This window comes from Embleya scabrispora, assembly GCF_002024165.1.
GTDB classification, from domain to species: domain Bacteria; phylum Actinomycetota; class Actinomycetes; order Streptomycetales; family Streptomycetaceae; genus Embleya; species Embleya scabrispora_A.
The window spans coordinates 996,787-1,008,997 of the sequence record NZ_MWQN01000001.1; the positions used below are offsets into that span (position 1 = coordinate 996,787).

General features: G+C 72.5%; 8 protein-coding genes and 1 pseudogene. 8 read left to right on the forward strand and 1 reads right to left on the reverse strand.

Features of this window, described 5'->3' with window-relative positions:
• Positions 1 to 280 precede the first annotated feature (280 nt).
• From B4N89_RS04475 to B4N89_RS04490, 4 genes and pseudogenes are all read left to right on the forward strand, one after another.
• Positions 281 to 1,944 (forward strand): annotated as a pseudogene (locus B4N89_RS04475) (ABC transporter substrate-binding protein).
• The gene (locus B4N89_RS04480; RefSeq protein WP_235618465.1) at positions 1,941 to 2,972 is read left to right on the forward strand and encodes an ABC transporter permease; all 1,032 of its coding nucleotides are present in this window, start codon (positions 1,941 to 1,943) and stop codon (positions 2,970 to 2,972) included. The pseudogene B4N89_RS04475 and the gene B4N89_RS04480 overlap by 4 nt, the downstream one beginning before the upstream one ends.
• Before the next feature lie 4 nt (positions 2,973 to 2,976).
• A complete protein-coding gene (locus tag B4N89_RS04485) occupies positions 2,977 to 3,837 on the forward strand; it encodes an ABC transporter permease (RefSeq protein WP_078974557.1) in 861 nt (286 codons plus the stop codon).
• Complete coding sequence (locus B4N89_RS04490; RefSeq protein ID WP_078974558.1) at positions 3,834 to 5,579, forward strand: dipeptide ABC transporter ATP-binding protein; 1,746 nt, start codon at positions 3,834 to 3,836, stop codon at positions 5,577 to 5,579. The genes B4N89_RS04485 and B4N89_RS04490 overlap by 4 nt, the downstream gene beginning before the upstream one ends.
• On the opposite strand, the gene B4N89_RS04495 is transcribed toward B4N89_RS04490, so the two are convergent.
• Complete coding sequence (locus B4N89_RS04495; protein WP_078974559.1) at positions 5,557 to 6,309, reverse strand: TetR/AcrR family transcriptional regulator; 753 nt, start codon at positions 6,307 to 6,309, stop codon at positions 5,557 to 5,559. The two genes, B4N89_RS04490 and B4N89_RS04495, sit on opposite strands and share 23 nt — an antisense overlap.
• 80 nt (positions 6,310 to 6,389) lie before the next feature.
• Between B4N89_RS04495 and B4N89_RS04500 the strand changes: the two genes are divergently transcribed.
• The 4 genes from B4N89_RS04500 (at position 6,390) to B4N89_RS04515 (ending at position 12,148) form a co-directional block, all read left to right on the forward strand.
• Positions 6,390 to 7,859 carry a DHA2 family efflux MFS transporter permease subunit gene (locus tag B4N89_RS04500; protein ID WP_078974560.1) on the forward strand — a complete coding sequence of 490 codons (1,470 nt, stop codon included), beginning with the start codon at positions 6,390 to 6,392 and terminating at the stop codon, positions 7,857 to 7,859.
• Positions 7,860 to 8,122: 263 nt separating this feature from the next.
• Positions 8,123 to 9,925 (forward strand): hypothetical protein, encoded by a 1,803-nt coding sequence (locus tag B4N89_RS04505; protein ID WP_143657835.1) that lies wholly within the window; start codon positions 8,123 to 8,125, stop codon positions 9,923 to 9,925.
• Between the two features lie 109 nt (positions 9,926 to 10,034).
• Complete coding sequence (locus tag B4N89_RS04510) at positions 10,035 to 10,463, forward strand: GNAT family N-acetyltransferase (protein ID WP_235618466.1); 429 nt, start codon at positions 10,035 to 10,037, stop codon at positions 10,461 to 10,463.
• 167 nt (positions 10,464 to 10,630) lie between these two features.
• Positions 10,631 to 12,148 carry a CYTH and CHAD domain-containing protein gene (locus B4N89_RS04515; RefSeq protein ID WP_078979109.1) on the forward strand — a complete coding sequence of 506 codons (1,518 nt, stop codon included), beginning with the start codon at positions 10,631 to 10,633 and terminating at the stop codon, positions 12,146 to 12,148.
• Positions 12,149 to 12,211 lie beyond the last annotated feature (63 nt).

Consider the following 12,211-nt stretch of genomic DNA (forward strand, 5'->3'; position numbering starts at 1 on the left):
AGAAGTGGAAGAGTCCCGAATCGGTGATTCGGACTTTCGCTCCATAGCTGACCGGCAGTCTAGAAATCCGCTCGCGTCGCGTCAACACGAAGGTCTCGCGAAAGAAAGGCGACATGCGGACGCGAGGATCGTCCCCGTCCGCACGCGCAAGGGTCGGTAGGGGTCCGCTAGGGGTGCTGGGCGTCCCGACGGCGCGGCTAGTTTCCTCAAGGGCCGGAGCCGGTGTTCGCCCCGCTCTGCGCCGCTTCGCGACATCCCCGACTCTCGACAGGACTCGACCATGCGCGTCATCCGACCACGCCTACCCAGAATCGTCGGTGCGGCGCTCGCCGCCGCGTTCGTCCTGTCGGCCTGTTCCGCCACCGCGAAGACGGGCCCGAACGCGGCGGAGCCCGCGGCGGGGCCGCCGGTCAAGGGCGGTTCGGTGACGGTGGCGATCAACACCGAGCCCACCTGCTTCGACATCCACGTGAGCCCCCAGGACATCACCGCGTCCATCCAGCGCAACGTGTTCGACTCGCTGGTCGCCGAGGACGATCAGGGCAACTTCCAGCCCTGGTTGGCAACTTCCTGGGAAGTCGCGCCGGACCTGACCGGCTACACGTTCAAGCTGCGCACCGACGTGAAGTTCACCGACGGCACCCCGTTCGACGCGAACGCGGTCAAGGTCAACTTCGACCGGATCGCGGCCAAGACCACCAAGTCGCAATACGCGGCGAGCCTGCTCGGCCCCTACGCCGGCACCGAGGTGCTCGACCCGGCGACGGTGAAGGTCTCCTTCACCAAGCCGTTCGCCCCCTTCCTCCAGGCCGCGAGCACCGCCTACCTGGGCTTCTACTCGCCGCAGACACTCGCCGCCAACGGCGACAAGCTCTGCGCGGGCGGCCCGCACCTGGTGGGCACCGGCCCGTTCCGCTTCGCCGCGCACACCAAGGGCCAGAGTCTGACGCTGGAGAACAACCCGGCGTACAACTGGGCACCTGCCGGCGCCAAGCACCAGGGCGCCGCCTACCTGGACAAGCTGACCTTCCGGTTCCTGACCGAGGACTCGGTCCGGGTCGGTGCGTTCGCCGGCGGCCAGGTCGACATCGCCGGATCGATCCCACCGGTCAACGTCAAGGGTCTGGAGGGGCGTTCGGACGTACGCATCCTGCGCCACGACTTCGCGGGCGCGGTCTACAGTCTGTTCCTGAACACCACCCGGGCGCCCTTCGACGACGAACGGGTACGGCGGGCCGTACAACGCGCGATCAACATCGGGCCGAACGTGCAATCCATCTACTTCGACCAATACCGGCGCGCCTGGGGCCCGTTGGGGCCGGCCACCCCGGCTACGACAAGGCGCTGGAGAACACCTGGCCGTACGACCCCGCGCTGGCCGGCCGGTTGCTGGACGAGGCCGGGTGGACGGGCCGTGACGGCGACGGATACCGGACCCGCGACGGCAAACGGTTGAGCGTGCAGTGGCCCAGCGCGCCCGCCGCGGTGCGCGAACAGCGCGACATCCTGGCCCAGGCCGTGCAGTCGGACCTGAAGAAGATCGGCGTCGAGGTGCAGCGGCCGGCCCTGGACCTGGGCGCGTTCACCACGAACGCCTACGCGGGCAAGTACGACGTGCTGGACATGAGCTGGGCCCGCTTCGAGCCGGACGTGTTGCGGCTGTACTTCAACTCGGCGAACCTGCCCAGCACCGGTGGGCAAAACGCCGCCTGGCTGAGCAATCCGCAGATCGACCAGTGGACCGACGCGGCGGCGGCGACCCTGGACCGGCCCACCCGCGACCGGCTGTACGCGCAGACCCAGGGCTGGGTGATCGAACACGCGGCGGTGGTCCCGCTCTACGCGGCCACCACGATCTTCGCCACCGGCAAGCACGTCAACGGACTGCGCCTGGACCCGAACGCCTGGCCGCTGTTCCACGACGTGTGGAGCGCGCGGCGATGAGTCACGCACCGACGATGGCGGACGCGTCGGCCCCGGTCGACGCGTCCGCCCCGGCCGAGGCCGTGTCGTCCGCCGATCCGCCGGGCCCGCCTCGCCCACTGCGGCTGCTGCGCGCGATCGGCGCACGCCTGGTGGCCGTCGCCTCCGTGCTGCTCGGCGCGGCGACGCTCGCCTTCGTCGGGCTCAAGCTGCTCCCGGGCGATCCGGTGGCCACGCTCCTGGGCCCGCAGACCACCGCGTCGCCCGCCGTACGGGCGCAGATCCGCGCCGACTACGGCTTCGACGAGCCGGTCTTTCGGCAATACCTGCACTATCTGAACGAGTTGCTGCACGGCCGACTCGGCGAGTCCTATCAGCTCCAGCAGCCCGTCTCCGCGCTGATCGGCGAGCAGTTCCAACCGACCCTCGAACTGGCCTCGGCGGCACTGGCGTTGGCGGTGGTGATCGCCGTGGTCTCGGCGATCGCCACCGCCGGGCGCCGGTCCGGGCTGCGTTCGGCGTTGGGCGCGTGGGAGTTGGTCGCGGTCTCCACGCCGTCGTTCTGGCTGGGGATCGTGTTGCTCACCGTGTTCTCGTTCCGGCTCCAGTGGTTCCCGGTGGCCGGCACCGAGGGCGTACAGACCCTGGTCTTGCCGGCCGTGACGCTCGCGCTGCCGATCGCGGGGGTGCTGGCCCAGGTGTTGCGCGAGGGCTTGGAGACGGCGCTGGCCGAGCCGTTCGTGGTCACCGCACGAGCGCGCGGGCTGAGCCGGATCGCGGTACGCGCGCGGCACGCGTTCCGGCACGCGGCGATTCCGCTGCTCACCCTGTCGGGCTGGCTGACCGGCACCCTGCTCGGCGGCACCGTACTGGTCGAGAAGGTCTTCGCCCGACCCGGGATCGGCGCGCTGACCCTGCAATCGGTGAACACCAAGGACATGCCGGTGGTGATGGGCGTCGTCCTGCTCGCCGCCCTGGTCTTCGTGGTGATCTCGCAGGTCACCGACCTGCTCTACCTCGTCATCGATCCACGGCTGCGGAAGGGGTGACCCGATGGCCCAGGCAACGATCGAGAGTGTCCGGCCGGTACGGATCCGGCGGCGCGGCCGAATCGGCCCCGGCGTGGCGTGCGCACTCGCCGTCCTCGCGCTGTTCGCGCTGATCGGCCTCGCGCCCGGGTTGTTCACCGACACCTCGCCGATCGAGACCGACCCGCTCGCCGCACTGCAAGGGCCCGGCGCCGAGCACTGGTTCGGTACCGACCAACTCGGTCGGGACGTATTCGCCCGGGTGCTGCACGGCGCCCGCCCCTCGCTGCTGCTCGGCCTGGGCGCCACCGTGTTCGCGCTGATCGGCGGTACGTTGTGGGGTCTGGCGTCGGCCCTGGGCGGACGGGTCGCCGATCAGGTGGGCATGCGGCTGGCCGACATCATGCTCTCGCTGCCGGAGTTGTTGCTCGCGCTGTTCGTGGTCACGCTGCTCGGGCGCGGCACGGTCGATGTGATGATCGCCGTGGCGGTGGCGGCGATGCCCGGTTACGCGCGGCTGGTTCGTGCGGAAGCGCTGGTGGTGCGCCGTTCGGGCTATGTGGAGGCGGCGGCCGGCCTCGGCCTGCGCCGCGGGGTGCTGATCGTTCGGCACGTGTTGCCGAACGCGATCGGGCCGCTCCTGGTGCTCGGCACGGTCGGCTTCGGCACCTCGCTGATCTACGCGTCCGGGCTCAGCTTCCTGGGCCTGGGCGCCCAGCCGCCGTCCCCCGAGTGGGGCGCGATGCTCTCCGAGGGACGCGGCTTCCTGGAGACCGCGTGGTGGATCGGGGTGTTCCCCGGCGCCGCGGTGACCTGCGCGGTGATCGCGGTGAACGTGGCCGGCCGACACGCCCGTGCCCGCTTCGCCGGAGGGACTGCCCGATGAGCACCGACCTCGCCCCCGCCCCTGCCGCGCCCCTGCTGGTCGTGGACGGGCTCGACGTCGCCTTCCGCGGCCGCGAACCGGTGGTGCGGGACGTGTCGTTCACCCTCGACCGGGGCGAATGCCTGGCCGTGGTGGGCGAATCCGGCTCCGGCAAGAGTGTCACCGCCCGCACCCTGGTCGGACTCACCGGCGACGGCGCCCGGGTGACGGCCCGTCGGCTGGCCTTCGACGGCACCGACCTGACCGCGCTGTCCGAGAAGCGGTGGCGCACGCTGCGCGGGCGGCGGATCGGTCTGGTGCTCCAGGACGCGCTGGTCTCGCTCGATCCGCTGCGCACCGTCGGCGCCGAGGTCGCCGAGGCACTGCGGACGCACGCGGTGTTGCCGCGCGGACGGGTCGGCGCCCGGGTGCTGGACCTGCTCACCGACGTCGGCATCCCAAATCCGGCCCGGCGGGCCCGGCAGTATCCGCACCAACTCTCCGGCGGCCTGCGCCAGCGTGCGCTGATCGCCTCGGCGCTGGCCGCCGGGCCGGAACTGCTGCTCGCCGACGAGCCGACCACCGCGCTCGACGTGACCGTGCAGGCCCAGGTCCTCACGCTCCTCGGCCGGCTTCGGGACGAGGGCACGTCGGTGCTGATGATCAGCCACGACCTGGCGGCGGTGGCCCGGCTGGCCGACCGGGTCGCGGTGATGTACGCGGGTCGCATCGTCGAACACGGGCCCACCGAGCGAGTCCTGGCCGAGCCGGAGCACTCCTACACACGGGCGTTGCTCGCGGCGGTGCCGACCGGGCGGGCCAAGGGCACCCGGTTGTCGGCGCCGGTCGGCGCGACCCGGACGGCGACTCCGCCCGCGCCCCCGGTCGGCGATGTCCTGCTCGACGTGGCCGGCATCGGCAAGAGTTTCCGCGGCCCGGACGGGACCCGGCAGCACGCGGTCCGGGACGTGTCGTTCACCGTACGCTCCGGCGAAACCCTCGGGGTGGTCGGCGAATCCGGCTCCGGCAAGACCACGGCCGCGCGGATCGTGCTCGGCTGGGAGCGACCCGACACGGGAGCCGTGCGCTTCCGGGACGCCCCGTGGAGCACGCTTCCGGAGTCCGCCCGGCGGGCCTCGCGCGGCCGAATCCAGGCGGTGCAGCAGGATCCGCTCGGCTCGTTCGACCCCCGCTACCCGGTGGCCCGCATCCTCGGCGAAGCGGTCGCCGCGGCCGGCCTTCCGGGCGGCCGACTGCGCCCCACCCGCGCCGCGCATCGGGCTCGGGTGGGCGAACTGCTAGATCTGGTGGGCCTGTCCGAGGATCTGCTCGATCGCCGGCCGCGCGACATGTCCGGTGGCCAGCGGCAACGGGTGGCGATCGCCCGGGCGTTGGCCCCCTCGCCCGAGTTGATCGTCTGCGACGAGCCGGTCTCCGCGCTGGATGTGTCCATCCAGGCGCAGATCCTCGACCTGCTCGCCGATCTGCGGGCCGAACTGGGCCTGGCGCTGCTGTTCATCTCGCACGACCTGGGCGTGATCCGGCACGTCAGCGATCGCATCCTGGTGATGAAGGACGGCCGGGTGGTGGAGAGCGGGGACGCCGAGCGGGTGTTCACCCGGCCCGAGGCGCCCTACACCCGGGAGTTGCTGGCGGCGATCCCGCGTCCCCCGGCATCGGCCGACGGCGCGGAACGGACCACCGGTCCGGAGCCGGTAGAACATCCGGCCGGGCGGGTGCTCAGCGGCGGGGCGGTGCCGTGACCGGGCCGGACGCGCGGGTGTCCTCCCCGGCGACGGACGCGGGTGTGCCGGCGGGCTCCGCGCGCGGGGTGAACGCGCGCAGGAACGTGGTCACTCCGGCGGTCACCGCGCGATGCAGGGCCGCGTCGTCCACGGGCCGGGTGCCGAGCGCGGTGAGCGTGGGCAGGTCGCCGGAGATCAGCGCGAGGAACTGGTTCGCGGCGGTGACCGGGTCGTCGATGTCCAGGTGTCCGCCGTGCGCGAGCCGAGCCAGTCGGCCTGCCAGGGCCTCGACGATCCGGACCGTGCCGCCCTCGCGGATCGTGTCGTACAGGTCCGGGAAACGGGCCGCCTCGGCGTACACCAGGCGCTGTAGCGCCCAGCCCTTCTCGCCGGCCTGGCACTGCACCACGCGGTGCGCGATCGCGGTCAGGCGCGGATGCAGTTCCTCGGCGTCGGTCGGGAACGCCTCCAGGGCGGCCAGGATCCGGCCGCTGGATTCGATCGCGGCCTCGACCACGACGGTGCGGAAGAGGTTGTCCTTGCCGCCGAGGTGGTTGTAGATGGTCGGCTTGGACACGCCCGCCTCGGCGGCGATCGCGTCGATCCCGGCGAGTGTGTAGCCCTCGCGCGTGAACACCGCCTCGGCGGCGGCCAGGATCGCCCGTCGCTTGTCGATCCGGCCGCGGGTGGCGGCGGGCCCGGGGGCGGCGGGCGGCGGGGTCGTCGACCGTTTCGTTTCCTCGACCATGTTGCGACGTTACCAGACGTGCTGTTAATTTTTACTCGCGAGTTTAGTTAACTGATCTCATCGGTAACTTGGAGGCGTACATGCCCGCCGCACCCCCCGATCCCGAAACCAAGATCGACGGACCACTCCTGCGCCTGATGCTGGTGATGCTGCTCGGCGGCGTGATGGGCATCCTCGACACCACGATCGTCAACGTCGGCATCGACACCCTCGGCGCGCACTTCGACGCGCCGCTCGAAACCATCGAATGGGTGGCCACCGGCTATCTGTTGGCCCTCGCCGCGACCGTGCCCCTGGCCGGTTGGGCGGCCGGCCGCTTCGGCGGCAAGACCGTCTGGCTGACCGGCCTGATCGTCTTCCTCGCCGGCTCCGCGCTGTCCGCGGTCGCCTGGAACGCGGGCAGCCTGATCGCCTTCCGGGTGATCCAGGGTGTCGGCGTCGGCGCCCTGGAGCCGACCCTGCTGACCATGCTGGCCGTCGCCGCCGGACCCAAGCGGGCCGGGAAGATGATCGGCATCGTCGGCGCGGTGGTCACCCTCGGCCCGATCCTGGGTCCGGTGCTCGGCGGCGTGCTGCTCGAACACGTCGACTGGCGCTGGATGTTCATCATCAACCTGCCGATCGGCCTGGTCGCCCTGGCGCTGGCGTACCGGCAGATCCCCGCCGACCCGCCGCGCGAGGGCGACCCGCCGCCGCTGGACGCCCGGGGCATCGCGCTGCTGTGCCCGGGATTCGCGGTGGTCGTCTACGGCCTCTCCCAGGCCGCGGGCGACAGCGGCTTCGGGGCACCGCGCGTGCTCGCGGCACTGATCGCGGGCGTCGCGCTGATCGCCGGCTACGTCCTGCACGCGCTGCGCGTCGAGCACCCGCTGATCGACGTACGGCTGTTCCGGATCCGCGGCTTCGCCGGCGGCATCGGTGCGGTGTTCCTGACCGGCATCCTGCTCTTCTCGCTGCTGTTCCTGATCCCGCTCTACTACCAACTGGCGCGCGACCGGGGCGTGATGGCGGCCGGACTGCTGCTGGTACCGCAGGGGGTCGGGGTGTGGATCGGCATGCCGATCGCCGGGCAGCTGTTCGACAAGGTCGGCGCCCGGGCGCTGATCCCGTTCGGCGGGGTGTTGGCCGCGCTGGGCATCCTGGGCTTCAGTACGGCCGACGGCGGCACCAACACCGCGCTGCTGGTGGGCTATTCGGTGGTGACGGGAGCCGGACTCGGCTTCGTCGGAGCACCCGCGATGTCGTCGGTGTTCGGCTCGGTGGCACCCGAATCGGTGCCCAGCGCCACGGCGGCGGTGTACCTGAGCAATCAGATCGGCGGCACGCTCGGTATCGCGATCGCCGCGCTGGTCCTGCAGAACCGCTCCGAGGCGCACTCGGTCGTCCCGGCCTTCCAGGGCACGTTCGGCTACCTGATCGCGATCGCCCTGGTGGTCGGCGCGGTCGGTCTGGTACTGCGCCGCGGTCCTTCGGCGGACCCGGCCGCGCCTGCCGAAGCGGCGGAGGAAGGCGACGCGGCCCTGCCCGAACCCGCGCGCCAGGAAGCCTGATCGGCATCGGCCCGGTTCGCGTCGGCACGATGCGGCGACGCGAACCGGGCTCAGGTCCGGTCGGGCGACTCGATCGGCCGGGTCGACCTCCTGCCCGAGCGGTCGGAGCCGGAGGACGGTGCGCGCGGCCCGAGTGACGCGGGTCACTCGGGGCGATCCGAAAATCCTTGCGACGGAGCGTGAGCACGCGCCGTTCGGCGTGTCCCACGAGCACGTGATCCGGCGGGAGTCGGCACGACTCGACGGTGCACACGGGGGATGCGATGGGCGATGGCAGACAAGCGGAAGCAGTTGCTCCGGTAGATCCGAGCAAGGACCGCCCGGCGGCTGCTGCTCGAACGGGCCTCGACGCGGAGCCGGCCGATGGGCCGATCGAGCGGTCCGGGGACCGGTCCGGCGACCGCTCCGAGAGCATTACATCGCCGGAGGAGCCGACCGGGCTGCTCTACCACCTGATCCGCTGGCCGATCCGCATCGTCGCGTTGATCGTGCTGTTGCCCGCCCGCCTGGCGTGGGAACTGCTGAGGGTCGCCGGGCGCGCGGTTCGGGACTGGGTGCTGATCCCGACGGGGCGACTGGTCGCGGTGATCGGGCGCGGATTGCGGTGGTTGGTGTGGGACCGGTTCGCGATACCGATCGCACATGCGCTCGCGGCCGTCGGCCGCGGGCTGCGCTGGGCCGTGGTGGGGCTGGGGCGCGGGCTGCGCTGGGCCGTGGTGGTGCCGTGGCGCGGGGCGGTGGTGGTTGCCCGGGTGGTGTGGCGTGGGCTGCGCTGGGCCGTGGTGGTGCCGTGGCGCGGGGCGGTGGTGGTTGCCCGGGTGGTGTGGCGTGGGCTGCGCCGGGCCGTGGTGGGGCTGGGGCGCGGGTTGCGCCGGGCCGTGGTGGTGCCGTGGCGCGGGGCGGTGGTGGTTGCCCGGGTGGTGTGGCGCGGGTTGCGCCGGGGCGTGGTGGGGCTGGGGCGCGGGCTGCGGATGGTCGGGCGATACGGGATCGTGCTGCCGCTGCGGTGGGTTCGGGACGCGGTGGCGCGCCCCCTGGCCACCGGTCTGGTCACGGCCGGTCGATGGGTCGCCCATGCGCTCGGGCGCACGTTGTACTACCTCGTGCTGGTGCCCGGGTGGTGGTCGTGGCGCGCGGCTCGGGGGCTCGCGCGGGGCTTCGGGCGGGGGCTGTACTACGTCCTGGTCGTACCGGCGAAGGCGCTGTGGCGTGGCCTCGTCGCCTGCGGTCGGGTCGCGTTGCGCGGGGCGGGCGCCCTGCTTCGGGGTCTGGCACTGGTGGTGCGCGGTATCGCCTTCCTCCTTCGGCGGCTGGTGCTGATCCCCGCCCGGTGGGTGTGGCGGGGCGCGGTGGTGGTGACCCGGGCCGTCGGACGGGGCCTGTACCGCGGCCTGTTCGTCCCGGCGCGATGGCTCGCTCGTGGCTTCCTGCGCGGACTGCGCGCGACCGGGCGCGGATTGCGCGTCGGGTTCGTCGTGTTGGTGGCGCGGCCGGCGGCCTGGACCTGGCGCCGGGGCATCCGCCTCGGCCGCGCGACCGGTCGGGGCCTGTACCTCCTGACCGTGCTGCCGGCGCGATGGGCGGCCCGCAGGGTCGTCCTCCTCGTCCGCCTGCTCGGCCGGGGCCTGTACGTGCTCACGGTGCTTCCCGCCGGGTGGGCCGGCCGCAAGGTCGTGCTCGTGGTCCGGTTCCTCGGTCGGGGCCTGTACGTGCTGACGGTGCTTCCCGCCCGGTGGGCCGGCCGCAAGGTCGTGCTCGTGGTCCGGTTCCTCGGCCGGGGGCTGCGGTTCGTGATCGTGCGGCCCGCGCGGTGGGGCGGGCGGCGTGCCCGGTCGGGTGCGCGCATGGCCGGTCGCGGGCTGCGGGCGACGGTGGTGCGGCCTTCGGCGTGGGTCGGTCGGACGATGGTGGCGCCCGCCCGTCGGGCGGCCCGGTCCGGCTGGAGGCACGGCGTCGCCCCGGTCCGGGCCGTGTTTCGCACCGTCTGGGAGCAGACCCGCCTGGCCGGCCGCGACGTACGCCGCGCGCTGGGCTTTCGCAGACGCGGCTCCTCCGACGACAGGTAGCTCGATACCACCATTTCGCCCCGTACCATCCCGAGAGGTCCCCCAATCATGGGGTGTCCATTGCCGTCGGCGGCTTCTGGAATGGGACCAAATCTCGTTGAATGTCGTCGTGGATACGAATGTGGCGTCGATTCGGCGTGTGACGACGGTGGCCGATGTGCTCGCGGCCGGGGACCTGTTCGACGAACCGGTGCGCCCGGACTGGGCGGCCCGCTTCCTGGGCGAGGCGGGCCATCACATATTGCTCGCCTACGTGGCCGCCACCCCGGTCGGGATGGTCACCGGCGTCGAGACGACCCACCCCGACAAGGGCACCGAGATGTTCCTGTACGAACTGGCCGTCGCCGACAGCCACCGGCGCCTCGGCATCGGCCGTGCCCTTACCGAGGCCCTGGCCGAACTGGCCCGCAAACGCGGCTGCTACGGCATGTGGGTCCTCACCGAACGCGCCAACGAGGCCGCCATGGCCACGTACCGCTCCACGACCCCCACCACCGAATCCGACCACACCATGTTCGGCTGGACCTTCGACACCTGACCCCACCCGACCTGGGTGATCCGTGTCGGACCGGCCGATTCGGGCACACGTATCCGCGAGCCCGGTCGGCGAACTCCGATCTCGGACGTGCCGACCATCCGCCCCGGGGATCGTTCGACCACACGGTCGAACGCCTCGTGCCGCCCCCCAGGAAGCAGGTGCGTGCCATGGCAGAGGTCGTGCGTGAGGTCGAGCGGAAGTATGTGGCGCCGGAGGGGGTGGGCGTGCCGGACTTCGCCGGGGTGGCGGACGGGGTCCGGGTCGAGGTCGGCGAGACGGTCGAGTTGGACGCGATGTACTTCGACACCCCCGGCCTGGCACTGGCCGCACGCGGCATCACGCTGCGGCGGCGGACCGGAGGCGGGGATGCCGGGTGGCATCTGAAGCTGCCCGCCGGGGTGGATGCGCGCGACGAGGTACGGGCGCCGCTGGGTGCGTCCGAGCGGGTGGTGCCGGACGAACTCGCGGTGCGGATCCGGGCGTACACACGCGGCGCGGAGCAGGTGCCGGTGGTGCGCCTGCGGACCGTGCGCGAGGTGCGGGTCGCCCGCGCGGACGGACCCACGCTGGCCGAGATCGCGCACGACACGGTGACCGCGGACGTCTTCCTCGGGTCGAAGGTGACCACCACCTCCTGGGTCGAACTCGAGGTCGAACTGGTCGACGGCGACACGGCGTTGGCAAACGCGCTGGAGCGGCGACTGGGCAAGGAGGGCTGGCGGCGCTCCGAGTCCGCGTCCAAGCTCGGGCAGGCGCTGGCCGCGGCGGGAGCGCAGCCGAAGCGTCGGATCGCGAAGCCGCGGTCGGGCAGCGCCGGGGCGGTGGCGCTGGACTACGTCCGGGAGCAGGTCGACACCATGTTCGCGTACGACCCCCGGGTCCGGCTCGACGAGCCCGATTCCGTGCACAGGATGCGCGTCGCCACCCGGCGCCTGCGCAGCGCGTTCCGGGTGTTCTCGCGGGTGCTCGACGAGCGGGTGACCCGGATTCTGGGCGCGGAACTCAAGTGGCTGGCCGCGGAGTTGGGTCGGGCCAGGGACCAGGAGGTATTGGCCGCGCGATTGCGCGAGCGGGTCGCGGCGCTGCCGGCCGAGGCGGTGCTGGGCCCGGTGGAGGCCCGCTTGACCGCCTGGGACGCACGGCGCCGCAACGAGGCCCGGGCCCGGATCCTGGCCGATCTCGACGGCCCCCGCTACTTCGCGCTGCTGGACGCGCTGGATGCCCTGGTCGCGCGGCCGCCGTTCACCGTCAAGGCGCATCGTCCCGCCCACAAAACGGCCACGGTGGCTCTGCGCCGGGCCGACCGCCGCACGTTCCGGCGCGCCCGCGTCGCACTGCGCACACCCGCCGGCCGGGCCCGGGACACCGCCCTGCACGAGGTACGCAAGGCCGCCAAACGGGTCCGCTACGCCGGCGAGGCCACCGGCCCGGCCCTGGGCAAGCCGGCCAAGCGGCTCGCCAAGCGGGCCAAGGCGATGCAGGGCCTGCTCGGTACGCACCAGGACAGCGTGCAGACGCGCAAGGCGCTGCGGCGGCTGGCGATCGCCGCGCACGCGGCGGGCGAGAGCTCCTTCACGTGGGGGCTGCTCTACGGCGAGGAGGTCGCGCTCGCCCGGCGGGTCGAGGCCGACTTCCCCACGCACTGGGCGGACTTCGCCCGGTCCCGGCTGCGCCGCGAGCTCTGACGGCGCCCACCGGTCACGCCCTTCGACCCCGATCTCCGGCCGCATTTTCCGGCCATGATCCCG